The 18399-nt window shown below is 38.6% G+C and carries 17 protein-coding genes and 1 tRNA gene; 2 read left to right on the forward strand and 16 right to left on the reverse strand.

Annotated elements, in window-relative coordinates; genetic code table 11:
* Positions 1–825: an aKG-HExxH-type peptide beta-hydroxylase gene (locus ACVWYN_RS07615; RefSeq protein ID WP_457288239.1), complete on the forward strand. Its 825-nt coding sequence runs from the start codon at positions 1–3 to the stop codon at positions 823–825.
* Here the strand turns inward: ACVWYN_RS07615 and ACVWYN_RS07620 are convergent.
* The 11 genes from ACVWYN_RS07620 to ACVWYN_RS07670 form a co-directional block, all read right to left on the reverse strand.
* Positions 779–1540 (reverse strand): hypothetical protein, encoded by a 762-nt coding sequence (locus ACVWYN_RS07620; protein ID WP_457288240.1) that lies wholly within the window; start codon positions 1538–1540, stop codon positions 779–781. The two genes, ACVWYN_RS07615 and ACVWYN_RS07620, sit on opposite strands and share 47 nt — an antisense overlap.
* Entirely contained in the window at positions 1533–2933 is a 1401-nt protein-coding gene (locus ACVWYN_RS07625; RefSeq protein ID WP_457288241.1) for an AAA family ATPase, read from the reverse strand. Before ACVWYN_RS07625 ends, ACVWYN_RS07620 begins: the two co-directional genes overlap by 8 nt.
* 503 nt (positions 2934–3436) lie before the next feature.
* A tRNA-Leu gene (locus tag ACVWYN_RS07630) sits at positions 3437–3516 on the reverse strand.
* Between the two features lie 44 nt (positions 3517–3560).
* Positions 3561–3860, reverse strand: a complete 300-nt coding sequence (locus ACVWYN_RS07635; protein WP_457288242.1) for a DUF3817 domain-containing protein — start codon at positions 3858–3860, stop codon at positions 3561–3563.
* A gap of 23 nt (positions 3861–3883) precedes the next feature.
* Positions 3884–4417 carry a Fe-S protein assembly co-chaperone HscB gene (gene hscB, locus ACVWYN_RS07640; RefSeq protein ID WP_457288243.1) on the reverse strand — a complete coding sequence of 178 codons (534 nt, stop codon included), beginning with the start codon at positions 4415–4417 and terminating at the stop codon, positions 3884–3886.
* A gap of 2 nt (positions 4418–4419) precedes the next feature.
* Complete coding sequence (rseP, locus tag ACVWYN_RS07645) at positions 4420–5751, reverse strand: RIP metalloprotease RseP (RefSeq protein ID WP_457288244.1); 1332 nt, start codon at positions 5749–5751, stop codon at positions 4420–4422.
* Positions 5752–5780: 29 nt separating this feature from the next.
* Positions 5781–6941, reverse strand: coding sequence for a 1-deoxy-D-xylulose-5-phosphate reductoisomerase (locus ACVWYN_RS07650; protein WP_457288245.1), 1161 nt, complete (start codon positions 6939–6941; stop codon positions 5781–5783).
* On the reverse strand, positions 6938–8437 hold the full coding sequence (locus ACVWYN_RS07655; RefSeq protein WP_457288246.1) for a GH3 auxin-responsive promoter family protein: 1500 nt from the start codon (positions 8435–8437) through the stop codon (positions 6938–6940). The genes ACVWYN_RS07650 and ACVWYN_RS07655 overlap by 4 nt, the downstream gene beginning before the upstream one ends.
* 6 nt (positions 8438–8443) lie before the next feature.
* On the reverse strand, positions 8444–9271 hold the full coding sequence (locus ACVWYN_RS07660) for a hypothetical protein (RefSeq protein WP_457288247.1): 828 nt from the start codon (positions 9269–9271) through the stop codon (positions 8444–8446).
* A complete protein-coding gene (locus tag ACVWYN_RS07665; protein WP_457288248.1) occupies positions 9268–10236 on the reverse strand; it encodes a glycosyltransferase in 969 nt (322 codons plus the stop codon). Before ACVWYN_RS07665 ends, ACVWYN_RS07660 begins: the two co-directional genes overlap by 4 nt.
* Before the next feature lie 3 nt (positions 10237–10239).
* Complete coding sequence (locus ACVWYN_RS07670) at positions 10240–11196, reverse strand: glycosyltransferase family 2 protein (RefSeq protein ID WP_457288371.1); 957 nt, start codon at positions 11194–11196, stop codon at positions 10240–10242.
* Between the two features lie 84 nt (positions 11197–11280).
* On the opposite strand from ACVWYN_RS07670, the gene ACVWYN_RS07675 reads away from it, so the two are divergent.
* Positions 11281–12066 (forward strand): 3-keto-disaccharide hydrolase, encoded by a 786-nt coding sequence (locus ACVWYN_RS07675; RefSeq protein ID WP_457288249.1) that lies wholly within the window; start codon positions 11281–11283, stop codon positions 12064–12066.
* A gap of 73 nt (positions 12067–12139) precedes the next feature.
* Here ACVWYN_RS07675 and ACVWYN_RS07680 read toward each other — a convergent pair whose 3' ends face one another.
* From ACVWYN_RS07680 to ACVWYN_RS07700, 5 genes are read right to left on the reverse strand one after another with little or no spacing between them, the layout of a single operon-like run.
* Positions 12140–12679, reverse strand: coding sequence for a DUF4199 domain-containing protein (locus ACVWYN_RS07680; RefSeq protein ID WP_457288250.1), 540 nt, complete (start codon positions 12677–12679; stop codon positions 12140–12142).
* Positions 12680–12693: 14 nt separating this feature from the next.
* Complete coding sequence (locus tag ACVWYN_RS07685) at positions 12694–13365, reverse strand: hypothetical protein (RefSeq protein WP_457288251.1); 672 nt, start codon at positions 13363–13365, stop codon at positions 12694–12696.
* Positions 13358–14617, reverse strand: coding sequence for a dihydroorotase (locus tag ACVWYN_RS07690; protein WP_457288252.1), 1260 nt, complete (start codon positions 14615–14617; stop codon positions 13358–13360). Before ACVWYN_RS07690 ends, ACVWYN_RS07685 begins: the two co-directional genes overlap by 8 nt.
* Complete coding sequence (locus tag ACVWYN_RS07695) at positions 14614–16656, reverse strand: BatA domain-containing protein (RefSeq protein WP_457288253.1); 2043 nt, start codon at positions 16654–16656, stop codon at positions 14614–14616. The genes ACVWYN_RS07690 and ACVWYN_RS07695 overlap by 4 nt, the downstream gene beginning before the upstream one ends.
* Before the next feature lie 21 nt (positions 16657–16677).
* Complete coding sequence (locus ACVWYN_RS07700) at positions 16678–18255, reverse strand: L,D-transpeptidase family protein (protein ID WP_457288254.1); 1578 nt, start codon at positions 18253–18255, stop codon at positions 16678–16680.
* Positions 18256–18399 lie beyond the last annotated feature (144 nt).

Below are 18399 nucleotides of genomic sequence, written 5' to 3' on the forward strand. Positions count from 1 at the left end.
TTGACTGAGCAGGTAAGCGACTTTTTAAGCAGACCGATACCATTATGGGAAACCGATCTGACTTCACGGCTTGTTCTAAATAAATGGCAACAGCTTAATTTAACAGAAACTAACTACAGTATTGAAAACTGTGTGCTCGGGCTAGTAACAGCAAAGGCTGCGATTTTTGACATTCCGGGAACTGAAATGAAAATTGAGGCCTTTACCAACACATTGAATGGTTTTTACGATAGCCATGGACTGGAGCCTTTAAACGCATCATTGACTAACAACTTAGACGGTAATAGGAAAATCAGTGATTCCTTGATTATACTTCATTTGATTCCATCGATTTCAGACTTTTTGAATTGCATTGTTAAAACCGTCCAGATTATCAGGCCGGAAAATGAAGAGACCGATATTAGTTACAGCCACCCAGAGATACCATTTTCAATTTTTGTATCCGTTTGTGAAACATCATCTTTGCGTTCCACTTTGCGGGTTGCCGAATCAATATTACATGAAGCGATGCACCTAAAACTGACGCTCATTGAAAATGCTCTCCCTTTAATTCAACCTTTCAGCGGCAATGTTTTCTTTTCACCATGGCGTGACGAAAAACGCCCGGCTCGGGGAGTATTGCACGGTTTGTTTGTTTTCAGAGCTATATTGGATTATTTCACCGCAATAAAAGAAAGCTCTGAAATAAAAACAGAACACCACTATATTGAAAGTAGAATTGCTCAAATAAAAACTGATCTATCGCAATTAAAAGATTTTGCATCGTGCATAGACTTAACTAAAGATGGGGCCATCCTAACAGCAAATCTATTGCCATTGAACTGAATTCCGCTTCTGGCGTGATCGCATATCTTAAAGTGTTTATTAATCCTTGTACAGACGGATCATTTACATCTGTACCGCCACTGATCAATAGTTCGATAGCTGTTTTTAAATCATTTAACAAGATATACTTTGTTCGCCTTGCTTCATCGATTTGCGGGTTTCTTAAATCTAAAAAGGTGATATTCTTTTTCCCACGGGTTGTTCTTCCTACTATTTCTTCCTTTTTAAACCGGATATGATCTCTTGGATCTTCGATTCCGGGATCAATTAAAAGAGACGTTTCAATTTTTGTTTCAAGGTGTGTCCTGTTTCTCGTTACCCGGTTTGATAATGGGAAATAGTTCTTTTTAAAACTAACGTTTGTCTTTCCCTTAGCTAAAAAAAGATTAGACCATTCATACGCAAGCCAATAATATCCCGGATAGGAATACGGGCCTGTTGGATATGGGTCAACACGGCCTTTTGGCCTGAAATGTTCTACATGAAAATAATCATTCACAAATTTTGCTTCACAAAAACAGCATTTGTTAAATTGTACGGCGAGCAAGCCATTTTTAACGTCATCGGTTTTATAGGCATTCGTGAAAGTGAACGCCTTAGTGCCGTTTTTATACTGGGTGCGGTGTAATAAAAAGTCTGCCTTATTAGCGTCAGTTAGTGTTTTACCCTCTGCGATTAATGACGCAGGTGCCGGGCCCTTATCAATTTTAATCATTTAAGGACCCCTTTTGCTTTAACAATTCCGCCGCTTTACGAATTTGATTCAAAATCTGCTGATCTTCATCACTATCTATTATCAGAGGCAATTCTGCAAGTTCTTTGTCAATCTGGTCAAGTTTAATATCGTCGGCAGCGGTAGGATGATCCTTATCTAATATTTCTCTTCTGTTGTTTATTTCATCTTCTATTTCAGGGCTTCTATCACTTGGAACACCAAACAATTCACTAGTTGCAATTTGACCAATTCTCCAACCTTTAACAATATAAGGTTCATTTTCTATGCAAACATCCAATCCTTGCCTGCTCACTACACATAAATTTTCCATTTCCGACGATTGAGCCATAAAGGGGCTATGGGCAGTACAAATGAATTGGGTCGCTGGAAAATGATGGGTTAGTTTTTTGCGGATCATGCGCTGCCAAATAGGGTGTAAATGCAGGTCAACTTCGTCAACAATTACTATAGCCGGTTCTTTTAATGGTTCATCACTTTCTGGAAAACGCCATAACATCCTTACAGCCAAGTCAACAATCCAGGCCAGCATTGTTTTATAGCCCAAACTTAAATCGAATAATTTAACCTTGCCATCATCTGTTTGCACTTCTACTAAGTCCCTGTTTATTGAACCATCGTCATTTATCGGTGAATTAATTATAATATTGTTAGGATGTTTGATATCAGGAAGCAGATCTACTAAAATTTCTTTTACGCTAATCAATAGATCGGTTGCTTTGCCTTTTTTGCTCTGCCTGATTGAAGCGGTATCAAGCATGCTGAGTAGTTGTTCTGCGTCGTACAAGTCGCCAGATTCTGAGAATAAATTAGACGTGGGATCTTTTAGTTCGGAACTTTCAATATTCTTAAAGGCCAAATGTCTGCTCGCACTATAAGCAAAAAGATTAGGTGAGTTAAAATGTTTTAGTGTACCCAATTCCGGTGTAATGACTTCAAGTTTACCTCCTTTTTTCTCAAAATTCATTCCCAGGGAAACTAAGTTTTCGTCCGATGGTGCCACTTTTAATTCTACATCATTTGTTAAAACTACTCTTATGCTGGTTTTTATATTTTTTCCAATCCTGATCAGCTGTTCAAAATTTGCTTCGTCTAAATCGTCCATAAACGGCTTCAAAATGACTTTTTTATCATTTTTTGCCATTTCCTCCGTACCCTCTTGCTTTTGAGGAGGAGCTTCAACAGGAATCATCCATGATAAACATTTCAGTAACGATGTCTTTCCCACGCCGTTATCACCAAGTATTAAAGTCCATGCAGATATCGTTCCATCACTATTTTTCAAATCCAGGATTTGCTTTTTTTCGAAACTTTTTACATTCTCTATTTCCAAGGTACTGAAGTACATGGCCGGTCTATCTCTTTTTTTACTCATTAGTTCTGTTGTTCTTAGTAAAAAGCTTTAAAACATCAAAGTAACTAATAACTATCCACGGTCTGACATTTTAAGAAGATTTAATACTAATAAAAGATAACTTAACAACCATTTTCACCGATGTCCTCAAAATTTGGTCGGATAGTGATAGGTATTATTCCATCGTATTGAAAATAATTATAAAAAGGCTTAGCTATTTTAGATGATGGTCGGAGTCAAAGATTCTAAGTCTTCTACTTCATTCAAAACTTACTGGCTATTTACTTCGCAAATAAGTAATTTAGATCTCTTTCCATAATTTGAAATTACGTTGTTACTTATTTGTTACGTTTTAAATCGGAAACAAGAACATACCTTTTTGTCACATTTGGTTCGACCTTAGTACGGCTGGGTTGTTTCATATAACCTACCCGGAAATCGAACCGTTAAAATCCTCCATTTTTTAAGCAATAGGCAGGTTTTAAACTAAAAAACCCCTCTTTACTCTCGTAAAAAGGGGTTAGTACCCAGCGCCGGAGTCGAACCGGCACGGTTTCCCACAGGTGTTTGAGACCAGCGCGTCTACCAATTCCGCCAGCTGGGCATTTGCTATTAAGCGGGATGCAAATGTATCAATTGGATCGACAATTACCAAGATTTATTTGAATTATCTTCTTTCAATTTTTTGTCTACCCAAAATGGTGCAAAAGGAAGCAGCGAGGCACCCCCTATTATAAAAACTTTCTTAAAATTCCATTTATATTCCATCCATGCCATGATCAAAAAGATCATGTAAAGCACAAACAGCAAACCATGAGCCCAACCGGTATACTTCACTGCCAGCGGGATACCTGCCCAATACTTAAGGGGCATGGCAACAAATACCAATAAGACATAAGAAATTCCTTCTGCAACTGCTATTTTTCTAAAATTAGATAATGTGCTCATATCAACTAGTATGTGAAAAAATATTAACCTCTCTTGGCTTTAGCAAGGCTTTCTGCTATCCTTACCAGGTATTTTGCCCGGTAATACAGGTCTTTCACTTCAGCCAAAACTGCAGATTGATCGCCACCTTCTTCTGTTTTAAATGTCGCTGTAAGTGCTAACAGGTTTTTGTTAATGTTCTCTTTTATCGCTTCAACTTCTCCCTCCAGTGCCAATAAACGTTCTGGATCTGGATCAAATTGGAGGTCCATGAGCGACTCATTGACATCCATCATTTCCATCAGGAAATCTTGAGGGAGCACATAATGCTCCCCTTCAGTAAGCTGCCCCTTTAATTCCAGTACATATTGTAACCTTTTTTGAGGATCGGTCAACACCTGGTACGCTTTGTTGTTGATCGTACTTAGCTCAAGTACCTCAACCTGCTTTTCTTCACTTTCATTGATAAAGAAATCAGGATGATACTTTTTGCTCAGCTCGTAAAATTTCTGCTTAACGTAGGGTAAATCCGGATTAAAACTGACAGGTAAACCGTAAAAGGAAAAGTAATCGGTCATCCCTACTTATGAAAAAAGGCCTTAAAAATGTCATTACCAAGCACAAAGACCATAAGGGATAACAACATCACAAACCCAACAATCTGGGCACGTTCCATAAACTTATCTCCAAGTGGTTTCCCTTTGATCATTTCTATGAAAAGAAAAACCACATGGCCGCCATCAAGTGCAGGTATAGGCAAAAGGTTCATAAACGCAAGCGCAATTGAAATAAAGCCCGTAGAGGCCCAGAACCTTGACCAGATCCACTCACCTCCGAATATCTTACGTGCAATCTCTACAGGACCTGAAAATGCTTTGGTAGCCTTAACTTTACCCGTAAGTACTTTAAATATTCCTTTGCCATTATCCCTAAATACCTTCCAGGCTTGGTTTGCGCCAATTGGAAGTGATTCCATGAAACCGTATTTAATAGTTTCTTGCCCAATCTCTTTGAAGTTGAATTTAATACCTATTGTTCCTGCTGTATCTACAGGAACATTTAATGCAACCTGCTCAGTTCCTCTAAGTAAACCTAAGCTGATGGTTTGATTCTTATGTTTAACCAATTCTTCTTTGGCATCCATATCATTTCTTATCGGCAAGTTATTGATAGAAACAATTCGGTCTCCTCTTTTTACGCCGGCTTTATATGCAGCTCTTGATTCGGGAACGCTATCAACAGTGGTACTGATGAGTGGCACTCTGCTAATGAATTCTTCAATACCCAGATCGGATATTTTATTCAAGATATTTTCAGGCACTTTTACATCCATCGCCTTGCCATCACGCATAATGGTTAAGGTAGTATTATCAAGCAAGACTTTAGTACTGATTAGTTCATCAAAAGTGATCACTTTCTTACCATTTACAGCAACAACTTTGTCGCCTCTTTTTAAACCAATTTCCTTACCAATCACACCCGGATTAATACCCAGAACAGTACTATTGGGAATAATGGTTTCGCCATATTTAAAGGTAAGCATCCAGAAAATGAAAATACCCACTACGATATTTACAAATACACCACCTATCATCACAATCAAACGCTGCCATGCTGGTTTAGACCTGAATTCCCATGGTTGTGGCGGAAGCGCCATTTGTTCGGTATCCATAGATTCATCAATCATACCAGATATTTTCACATAGCCACCCAATGGTAACCATCCAATACCATACTCGCAATCTCCTCTTTTAAAACTAAATAATTTTACTCCCCATGCATCAAAGAACAGGTAAAACTTTTCTACTTTTATTCCAAAGGCACGTGCCGCAAGAAAGTGTCCCAATTCGTGTAAAATAACCAGTATCGATAATCCCAGAAGTAACTGGGCCGCCATAATCAGTCCGCTCATATATATTTATAGATATTTTAAATTTGATTCTATTTAAGTTGTTTTGTTACCAATTGGTGGGCAAATATACGTGTATGTTCATCTGTTTCTAAATAATTATCAAGACCCGGCTGAGCGATGAACTTCACTTCTTGCATGCAGCTTTCAATCACATCACTCATTTCCAAAAAGCCTATTTGATCTTTTAAGAATGCATTTACAACCACTTCATTTGCTGCATTAACAATGCAAGCCATGTTTCCACCTCTTCTCAATGCCTCGTAAGCCAGGTCAAGATTTCTGAAGGTCTTGCAATCTGCCTTAGAAAAAGTAAGCTCAGGATAATCCATGAAGTTGAAACGTTCAAATTCACTGCTTATTCTACCGGGGTAGGCAAAAGCATAGTGTATCGGCAACTTCATGTCTGGTAAGCCCATCTGTGCCTTCATGGACCCATCATTAAATTGCACCAAGGAGTGCACAATAGATTGGTGGTGCACAATGACATCAATTTGGTCTGCCTCCAGGCCAAACAGCCATTTTGCTTCAATCACTTCCAGCCCCTTGTTCATTAATGAAGCAGAGTCTATCGTAATTTTGGCACCCATTACCCAATTGGGATGTTTCAACGCTTCTGCTTTTGTAACTCCTGCAAGAAATTCCCTGTCTTTTCCGCGGAATGGTCCGCCAGATGCAGTGAGGTATATTTTTTCAATGGAACCATATTCTTCGCCAACAAGGCATTGGAATATTGCCGAGTGCTCGGAATCAACCGGGATAATCTTTACCCCATGTTTTTTAGCCAGTCGCGTTACCAGATCTCCAGCCACCACCAAAGTTTCTTTGTTGGCAAGCGCGATATTTTTCCCTGCTTCTATAGCTTTTATAGTAGGTTTTAATCCTACTGATCCAACAATTGCTGTGAGTACCAAATCTGCTTCAGATAAACTGGCAGCTTCGCACAAAGCTTCTAATCCCGCCGCAACCCGGATGTTTGTATGCGCCAAAGCTTTTTTAACTTCATCATAGCGACTTTCATCGCCAACTACTACCAGTTCTGGGAGGAACTCCAATGCCTGACTAATCAGCAAATCTGTATTCGTTTGTCCGGTTAGGGCCACTACTTTGTATAAATGTGGATTCGCCGATATAACGGATAGTGCCTGGGTTCCAATTGAACCCGTAGCGCCTAAAATGGATATTTTCTTCAAATTGTAAAACTACTTAAATCGTTAGCAATCTTCCTGTCGTTAGACAGGCGGGGTACTTTGTTCTGTCCGCCTAGCTTACCCTGTCCCCTCATATAGTTTACAAATGCATCTTTTTTCAAAGTTCTTATAATCAATGGCTGCAATATTTTACCCTCAATGAGGTCAAAATAGTAAATATTCTTCTTCTGCAATGCTTCATCTACTTTTTTACTGAAAGAAATGATATCTAAAGGAGGATTGGAGAACTCTATAAACCATTCGTGGTAAGGAAGCTCACCGGCAGCTGTTTCTACCTGGGGTGCCACCGTAAACTCTGTAATTCCAATATGCTCCTGATTGGCTATGCTTAATAAAGCATGTTCCACCTCTTCTCCTATTACATGTTCTCCAAAAGCAGAGATGAAATGTTTGATCCTTCCGGTTACAATAATCTTATAGGGATCTTTAGATACAAACTTTATGGTGTCTCCAATGCTGTAACCCCATAAACCTGCGCTGGTATTCAAGATCAAGGCATAATTTACACCAAGTTCTATATCCTGCAGACTTAGTCTTGTCGGGTTTTCGTTATAGAATTCATCAGCTGGTATAAACTCGTAAAACATTCCGGCTTTAACAAGAAGGAGTAAGCTTTTATCCTGCTGACTGTCCTGATAGGCAATAAAACCTTCTGAAGCAGGGTAAGTTTCAATCGTTGCAATCTTCCTGCCGATACTGTTTTCTATTTTAGCCCGGTATGGTTCATAATTGACCCCTCCGTAAACGAAAAGACTGAAATTTTTAAAGATGTCTTTAATCTTTTTTCCATCGGTCTTCTCTGTAAGTTTATCAAAATACATTTGCACCCAAGGCGGGATGCCTGAAATGAGTCGCATGTCTTCCTGCCAGGTTTCTTCCACAATGGCAGCTACTTTTTCTTCCCAATCTTCAATGCAATTGGCTTCATAGGAAGGCATTCTGTTTTTTTGAAGATAAGCCGGCACTAAATGGGCTACGATGCCCGAAAGCCGACCAATGTTTATCCCATTCTTTTTACTCAAAACCGGACTACCCTGCAGAAAGATCATTTTTCCATCTACAAAACTCGCATCGCCAGTTTCTGCTATATAAGTGAGCAGTGCATTTCTGGCTGCTTTTATATGCTCTGGCATGGATTCTTTAGAAATAGGAATGTATTTTATTCCAGATGTGGTACCTGATGTTTTCGCAAAATATTCGGGTTTGCCCTTCCACAATACATCCGCTTCCCCGGCAACTACCCGGTCAATATATGGTCGCAAATCCTCGTAATCACTTACAGGCACCAGTCTTTTAAAATCACTATAGTTTTTAATGCTTGCAAAATCGTGGTCTTTTCCAAAGGAGGTATACATTGCCGAATCTATCAGTAGCTGCAATGTTTCATTTTGTGCTGCTATTGCATTCCCTTTCCATTTATTGATACCTTTTAAAACAAAGGCAGCAAATGGCTTGCTCAATGCCGCTTTTAAACCCATAGTTTTTTAAATGAGGTTATGGATGATATCAGGCTCACTATCTCCTGTATATTCGGTCATCATTTTCCTGTAAGCAATCGTTAATGAAACGATCGATAATGGTACAATAATAAAAGAGCTCAAAATGTTTACAAAAAAGGCAATTATAGGCCATTGCATATAGCCAAGAAACCAATAAACCAGCTGAAAACCACCAAGTACTAATAACAGCAACAGGATTTTTGTAAAATTCCCTTTTGTTATAGCAAGACTAAATTTAATAGACCTAAAGGGGCTCTCATTCTTATCAATGATGAAGAACGGGAAAAACGAGATTCTCACAAAAGTTACAAAAATGGCTACAATGGCCATTCCCACACAAATATTGGTCACAATAGTGCCAGTTGTAGTAAAATCATCTACCCAGCCCAGGCTAACCAAAAACTTCAACAGCGGGTCTAGTATGAGCAATAGAGGGTAAAATATAATTCCTACAACAACTATGCAAAGCGAGAAATAGAAAGTAGCAATCAGAAACCTAATGATCTGTTGTCTGGTGGGTATGGTGCTTACAATACTCACATCGTGTTCTTCATCATCCAGCAAGTGAAAGATATAGCGAAAAAGGGAAAGACTGATGGTAAAGTAAATGACAATAAACATGGTAGCCATGAGCATACTCAAACCCCGACTCACATTATTTAAAAAGAACGCCATCATGTTTGATGCATTCGATGTCAGGAACATTAGAAAACAGAGTGTGGCAATAGAAAAGTAATTCCTTTTGGTTACTTGCCAGGCTTTACTTATTACCTCATTTACAGCAAATGTGCTTTCTTTTAAAAAATCTATCATGGTTGTTTAAATACTACTCTTTTTATGACATCCTGAATAAAACCCAACCCGTAAGCGCCCAATTGTATAAAAGCAGCAATTATACTCAAAAATGCAACTTTTAATGATTTGTTTGTATCCCAGGAGTGAAAAAATATCATCAAAAAATACACCAGCATTGCAAAATTGCAGATATAAGCCAAAGGTGCATAAAAACAATTCATTAATACCGTAAATACGACCGCACATACAAAAGCTGCTGGAAAGAAATGTACCAATTTTAGTTCGGCAGGAAAGTGCTTATAAATATTAATCCGGGCGCGACCAAAGAAATGAAGCTGTTTATAGAACTGGTAGAAACTGGTGCGCCTTTTATGATAAACCTTCGCTCCGGGTATCAATCCTATCTTAAATCCTTTTTCATGAATACGGATGCTATATTCTATATCTTCTCCAAGTCGTGTCAATATAAACCCCCCTACTTTCTCAAACACCTCGCGGGAAACACCCATATTGAAACTTCTGGGATGAAACTGCCCGATGTGCTTGGCATTACCTCTGATACCACCTGTTGTGAAAGGTGAGGTCATGGCATAGCTTATGGCCTTTTGTACTGGGGTAAAACTTTGATGGGCCGCATCCGGACCGCCATAAGCATCTAAATGGTGCTCAAACAAATAATCCTTTACAATCTCCAGGTAATCTTCCGGTATCAAACAATCTGAATCAAATATCACAAAGAAATCGCCCCTTGCACGCTCAAAACCATAGTTACGCGCAAAGCCTTGTCCGGCATTAGGCTTAACAAAATATTTGATATCCAGCAAGTTCGCATACTTATCGACTATCGATTTTGCATCTAAAGTAGAGCCGTCTTCAATAACCAAAACCTCAAATTGCAGGTAGGTTTGTTTGGTAAGACTGTTTAAAAGTTCGTCTATTTCTTGTGGGCGGTTGTAAAGGGGGATAATGATAGAAAAGAACATCGATTATATTAGCTCTTTCTCTATTAAATAGTTATTACGCTCGGGTGCACTACGTGACACCAGTTCTGCTACAAAACCTGTTAAAAACAACTGGGATCCTAAAATGATGGCAACCAGTGCTATGTAGAATAATGGCTGATCAGTCACATCTCTTTTAAGGGGAATACCCATCGATATGTCATACAGCTTTACGCCAATTAACCATATGGCGAGGAATGTGCCTATTAAAAAACTAAGTACACCCATGGTACCAAAAAAGTGCATTGGCCGCTTGCCAAACTTTCCCACAAAAAATATGGATAGCAGATCAAGCAAACCGTTTATAAAACGACTCATCCCAAACTTGGTCACCCCATATTTACGTGCACGATGTTCAACTATTTGTTCTTCTATTTTAGTAAATCCAGCCCATTTGGCAATGACAGGGATATAACGGTGCATTTCTCCGTACACCTCAATGTTTTTAACTACTTCCTTACGGTAAGCTTTTAATCCGCAGTTAAAATCATGCAGGTTATGTATGCCAGACATTCTACGGGTAGCGGCATTGTATATTTTGGTAGGTATTGTTTTGCTTAGCGGATCGTAGCGTTTGGCCTTCCAACCTGAGATCAGGTCCAGCTTTTCTTCTCTAATTCTACGGTAAAGCTCTGGTATCTCATCTGGACTGTCCTGAAGATCTGCATCCATAGTAATCACTACATCACCAACTGCAGCCTCGAAGGCCACATTCAATGCTGCAGATTTACCATAATTGCGCCTGAATTTAATTGCCCTAACGAATGGAAATTGTAATTTAAGGTCCTCTATTACTGCCCAGGAATTGTCTGTACTCCCATCATCAATAAAGAGTAGCTCATAACTGAAATTGTTAGTCTGCATTACTTTTGCAATCCATGAAGTCAGTTCAGGCAAAGATTCGTCTTCATTAAATAAAGGAATGACAACAGAGATATCCATATGCAGCACAAAGCTTAATTCGATCTGCAAACTTATATAGAATTTTTATAACTTTGAATATAACCATAAATTTAAAAACACATAATGATGAACTTTCCTAAAAGCTTATTTGTTGCTTCACTAATGATTGGAGGAATGAGCATGGCTAACGCACAAGAAAAAACTAAGCCTGAGCAAACTGAGGTTTACACACCAGTACCTCCGGTAGTAGTTACAAAAGAAGTAACTGTTGCACCTCCATCTGATGCGATTGTATTATTTGACGGAAAAGACCTGAGCAAATGGGTAATGACAGATGATAGAAACAAACCAGCATCATGGACTGTGGCCAACAATGTACTTACAGTAAACAAAAAAGGCGGTGGTAATATAGAAACCAAAGAATCCTTTGGCAACTACCAGTTGCATATTGAATGGCAGGTACCTGCTAACATAGAAGGTAAAGGACAAGGCAGAGGAAACAGTGGTTTATTCCTGGCATCAATTGGTAAAGGTGATGATGGCTATGAATTGCAAATTCTTGATTCTTACCAGAATGATACTTATACAAATGGCCAGGCTTCAAGTATTTACAAACAGCTTGTCCCTTTAGCGAATCCAACCCGTAAACCTGGTGATTGGCAAGCGTATGATGTGATCTGGACTGCTCCTACTTTTAACGCAGACAACACACTTAAAACCCCTGCAAGAGTAACCGTATTATTCAATGGTGTTCTTGTACAGAACAATGCTGAGTTAAAAGGACCTACTCAATACATTGGAGATCCTGGTTATAGAAAAGCACATGGTCCGGCTCCAATTAAATTACAGGCGCATGGCGATTCAAGTCTTCCGCTTAGCTTCCGTAATATCTGGATAAGAAACTTGTAGTATAACCTTTTAATAAAAAAAGGGCAGACCGTTTGATCTGCCCTTTTTTTTACGCGCTATTTTTAAATTCAGCTTAATACAATGGCTGCTCTTTTTTAACAAAGGCGGCACTGATTAAACTGATAATAAGTCCAAAAAAAGTATAGGATATTGCTGCGCCAAAGCCAATCATATAAACCATATATGGCCTCATCATTTCTACTCCTTTTATTGCCTTTTCATCATCACCTGCTTTAGCTAAAGAAGCATCCATGATCTGATTAAACGCTGTTGTATCGAATTTAAAATACACAATCATAATTATCGCTAATAGTGGACCTGTATAGGCTGCTACCCTAAAACCTGCAGTAAAAGCTTTACCAAAGCTTATAAATCCACCAAGTTCTTTTTTGAAAGTAGTTTGCACCCATACTATCGCCAAAATATACGGTATGTAGGTTACGACAGAATAAATGATTTTTTCTGCAATTGGCATATTAGGATCATTATTATCGATACCCAATAGCTTAAAAATGTAAATTAATGCTAAAAAAAATACAGCATAAGCAATGGCAGCTTTTGTTGCCAGCGCATTGGAACTCTTTTTAACTTCTACTATTTGTTGTTCTTCCATAATAATAAGTTTGGTTAATTGTTATTAAAATTAGCAATTAAAGTATAAACGGCAATGTCAAATTCTTTATTTGAACTAAAGTCTTCCAGTTCCTTAACAATTTGTACACTTACGTTTGGCTGATGGAAAAATACCATAAATGGAACAAAAAGCTCTTCCATTTCTTCGCCAAGGTCTATCATGCCAGTGTGACCGCAAATGTCTTCCACACTTGATTCTACCAGTTGCTGATTGCTGATCAAATCTTCATAAATATGATACTCATCCTGGAACTCATCTTCCTCAACTAGTAAAAATTCCTTTAAGAAATCACCAAGTTCAGGAGTAATTTGTTCGTCATGGCATTCGTTAATATATAGCAACAGATTTAGCAGCTCAGTACCCCTATCGATAGTTTCTTCTTCAATATTTGCCCACTCGTCTGACTCCAGGTAATCTTCCTCCAGCTTGTTGATGTCATTGGCAAAGAAATTAATCATCAGCAAATCAAAGAAAACTTCTCTCAAGTCTTCAAAGGCAGGATATTGGTCAAATGCTTCATCAAACTCTTCCACTTTTTCCATAAAGCCAAGATCTTTGCTAAACACCTCAACCAAGAGGTCTTCCAGCTTAATTGAGTCTGTACCAGAAATGGCGGCATACTTATCTAACGACGCGATTAGCGCAACTTTTACATGATTATCCATAAGATTGTAATTGCTTATTGTTATAAACCAGCTTTACTTTACCGGTCAATTTTTTATTTAGTAATGGTGTATTGTATGATTTAGAATAATTGTTCTCCCTGGTATACGTCCACTCTTCAGCAGGGTTATACACGGTAAAGTTTGCATCAGCACCTTCTTCCAGTCTTATTTCTTTGAGTTTAAGAATCCTTCTCGGGCCTGAACTTAGCTTTTCTGAGATCTGACTAGCTGTTAATCCTGCTTTAATCAACATAGGAAGTACAGTTTGCAACGCGATGATTCCAAATGCAGCAATCTCAAATTCAACATCTTTAAATTCGATCTCATGAGGCCGATGCTGTGAGCATATGGCATCAATTGTTCCATCTTTAAGTCCGGCAAGCAACGCTTTCACATCCGCCTTACCCCGCAATGGTGGCTTAACTTTATAATTGCTGTCGAAACTGTTTAGCAGCTCTTCGGTAAACACCAGGTGATGGGCAGCCACATCGCAGCTAATTTTAATGCCGTCTTTTTTAGCCTTTTTTATTAAGGCAACAGCGCCCGATGTAGAAATTTGGTTGATGTGAATCGCAGCATCATGATAAGTTGCCAAAAAAATATCCCTGCTGATTTGCATTTCTTCTGCTAAAGCAGGTAATCCTTTCATACCCAATAATACGCTCGTAGCACTTTCATTAACCTGCGATTTACCGGCTATTGACCTGCTTTCTGGATATAACATCAATAAGCCTTCAAAGCCCTTTGCATATTGAATTGCCCTGCTCATAAACCCATCATCTGAAATTGCTTTTCCACCATCAGAAAATGCTACCGCACCTGCTAGCTGCATATCATAAAGCTCTGCCATTTCCTTCCCCTCCAAATCCCTGCTTAAAGCACCTATCGGAAATACATCTACCAGATTATTTCTAGTCCTGTTAATGATATATTCTACCTCTCCTTTAGAGTGCATCACAGGTTTGGTATTGGGCATTACAGCAATGCCAGTAAAACCACCTGCCTTGGCTGCAGCAGTAGCTGTGTGTAGTTCTTCTCTGGTTTCAAACCCTGGATCTCCTACAACGCAACTCAGGTCAAAGAAACCCGGAGACAATACACAGCCATCAGCATTAAATACCTCTTCATTTTTAAGAGGTGATAGCTTGCCAATTGCAGTGACTTTCCCCTGTTCTACTCTTACATCACAATTTTGTTGATGGAACTGACTGTTGGAATCGGCAATAGTTACGCCCGTGATGAGAAGGTTCATGTTGTTTTTATATTTTTTGTATGATTAAAAAATCTGATCAGTAATATTTCGATAGCTAAAAAAACAATGGCTAAAATTATGCAAAGTTTCCATAATTCGGTACTGTTATCTTTAGCGCTGATCTGTAAAGATTGAGCATCCTTTTTTGAATTGAATACTTTTATATTTTGTTTACCAAAAAGTCGCTCGAGTGCTGCTTCATCTGCATAATGCATATCTGATTCTTTACGGTTATCGTTAAAAGCCAAAACAGACAATATGGAATCTCCCTTCTTAAGGTCATAAAAACCCGATTTCCTAACTTGGTCTGCCACGTAGAGCAAGGTTTTTCCGGGTGCCTGACGAACATCTGGTATCACTTCAACTTTATCGGAAACCAACCTAAGCGATTGATTTTTTAGCATTTCTATTTTTTGAGCCTCTAATACGTCACTGGTACCTGTGGTGTAGGACAAAGGAAAAGATCTTGCACTTACAAAGGCAATCCTTAACATCAAAGGCACAAACACAGGGTGGCGGGAAAGATTGCCATCTTTTGGATCAAGCGAGCTGCCAGATAAAAATATTTTCCCGCTTCCAATATTAAATCTGGCCAGCAAAAATCTGTTTAGCGGTAACTGCAATATATTTTCTTTTGCTGTTTCGTTGGAATTGGCATAACTGAAATAACGGTTAACGACAGGCAAATCAACATTTTTTGGCACCTCATCAAATACTCCGCTAAACAATTCATTTTTCAGATCTACAGTGCTTGAAACTGGATCTCCTGTATTGATTTGCAATACGGAAGGTAGTCCCAGGCTGTTTAAGAAAGAAGTATACACCTGTGTCCCTGCATCTAAGTTGGGAAATATGGCCAGGGTACCACCGTTCTTTACATACGCATTAAGTTGTTGTGCCAACCCTGAAGTTGGCGACTTTAATGAGGTTAAAACGATTAAGCTATAAGCGGAGAAAGATGAGTAATTGATATTTGATTCTGGTGCTTCAGTCAGCTTAAAATACCGATCTGATGCGAATAAAGAACTGACATATTTTTCTGCCGGATCGCCATATATGTTGAGCACCTTCATTTCATTACTCACCCTAAAGGCAAAATTAAGCGCATCATCAAAAGTTAGGGGATAGTCTTTAATACTAACCACACCCCGCTGTAACCCTCCGGTTAGTCCGCTAAAAGAAAGGGTATCAATGACAGATTTACCTGCCCCAACAGATAGATTGCTGATTGCTTTTTGTTGACCGTTCACCGCCAAATTAACTGCCACACGTGGTACATCTTCTGCTCCAAAATTTCTTAGTCTGACTACAAAACGCTCTACCTGATTGGGCTGGTGAACTGGCGATAAGCTCCATATACTATCAACACTGATATTGGGCAGATTATTTGAATTTAATTTAATGAAGTTGAGGTTTGAGCCATCTATAGTCTTAATCGGCTGAGTGCCTGCAAACGTCTTTTGAAAATCAGAAAGCAAGTAACCAATATGATTGTTGTGATCTACAATAGCCTGCAGCCTGTTGATCACCTGTTGAAGAGAACGGGAGGATGCCGATATTTTAACCTCTTCCAGTTGTTGCAGGAACTCTTCTTTATTGACCAACCGCTGATGCCGACCTTCAAAATCATTGGTAAGCAATTGAAATTGATCATTCAATCCATAACTCTCCACAATTTCCTTAGCCTTTCTCTTCGCCTCATCCATCAAACTCCCCTCTTTGTTAACAGCGTCCATACTATACGAATTATCGACATAGATACTTACTGCATTTCTTGAACCCGGTTTGTGGGTATTGGCAGAAGGAATAAACGGCCTGGCAAAAGCAAGAACAAGAAAAGTAATGGCCAGGATTCTGCTAAAGAGCACCAACAAATGTTTTAGTTTTTCTCTGGAAGAGTTTTGCTCCCTGGCTTCCTTTAGGAATTGTACATTGCTAAAATATACTTTCTTAAATTTCCTGAAATTAAATAGGTGGATTACAATAGGAATGGCTATTGCCAGAAGCGCAAAAAGAAAACCTGGATATAGGAAATTCATTAAAAATCAAAGTTAGAACTTTTAAAGGAATTTCCTCATAGCATCATACAAAGTTTCATCCAGATGATACACATCTGGTCTGAATTGTAAAACACCGTTCTCCGACCATGCGGTTAGATAATTAATAACAATTGGAATCTGCTTTTTAACGCCAAACCATTTCGGTTTAAGCTGAAAAAGATTTATAGTATCCCTTTTTTTGGCGAGCTTCCTCTTGTAAAATTGTCTTTTAGTAGTATCTAAAGGAGGTAAATTAACCTCCATTCTCAGCAAATCAAACTCGTCTTTATCTTTTACCAGATTCTCTGCAAACTCCAATGGGCGCTCAACACGAACACAACCGTGACTAATTGCCCTATTGCTGTACTTAAATGCTGTTTTATTATTGGTATCATGCAAATACACGCTGGAGTTATTGTCAAATATAAATTTGAATTTACCTAGTGCATTACCGTCTCCCGACCCCTGCTTAAACTGAAATGGCAACTTCTCCCTTGAATATTTATTCCAGTGTATCGTATCTGGATCCTGAACTTCCTTTTCCTTGTAGTAAACTTTAATATTATTATTAGAAAGATAATACGGGTCTTTCATCGCCATGTAATAAATCTCACTTCTTGCAATACTTACGGGTATATTCCAAACTGGGTTAACCTGAATCGCATTGAACTTACTATAAAGAATAGGTGTCTCGTGATTTTTAGGCTTGTCATCCAGATTCTTGGTTTCCAGGTATTTTTTAATCTTCGCAGCATAATCATCCTCCCTTTTTCCACCTACACATACGTTCATATGCGATAAGGTATCCCCCTTTTTAAACCATGTAAGAGAAAAATCGGGTATGTTTACCTCAACATACTCTTCTCCAAGTTCAGGTATCCTCCAGCGCTGACGCTCCATATTTACCAAAATGGTTTTTATTGCTTGCTGGTCTTTAACAGGTGCCTGCTCATAATTGATTAATTCTTTCTGAAGCGCGACGTAAGCTATTTTATTTGGTTGAATATCCTTTAACAGCCCTGCCAAATTTTTTGTATTTAAAACCTTTAGCGTGCTTGTACTATCGGGTCTTTTAACAGGGATATAATAACGCGTAAAGAGTTTACGTGGGTTTGTGCTTCCAAAGTAAATCAAATTATGATATTCAATTGCCGAGCTCACTGCAGTGAGCTCCAGCTCTGCAATGATTGGATATACTTCTTCAATTTTCTTTATCTTATTCTCATCCAACTTTACCAGTAAAGCAGTTAATTTTTCAGCACCAAACATTGTTGAGTTATAACCATGTTGCTTACTTCGGGATATATACTGTCGTAAACTATCTAAATCGCCATTTGCGTAAAATTTGCTCACAAATTCAGGACTTTGCTCATGATCTCGATAGAACGCTTTAATTAATTTAGGATTAGGTAGTCTAGTATAAATGGAATCAAAGTACTTGATAAAGACTTGATTGTAAACAGCGGTATCAAACCCCTTGTATAATTTGTTGTTGAAATGTTTCTCCAACATTAAGCCCAACTCAGGGGTTTTCCTAAACCAGGTACAAGATTGTAGTACAAGAATGGCAATACCAATAAGAATTAAAGATTTTTTCAAAGGGTGATTTTTCACAAAAATAGCAAATTAAGTGCCATTGATTGTCCTCGACGTAAGTTAGAGATCGAGTATAGGTTGGCAGGTCCTTGCTTAGTCCTTGGTTAGTCGTTGGTAGGTCCTTGATATATCCATAGACCTATCGAT

The organism is Pedobacter sp. UYP24 (assembly GCF_054057295.1).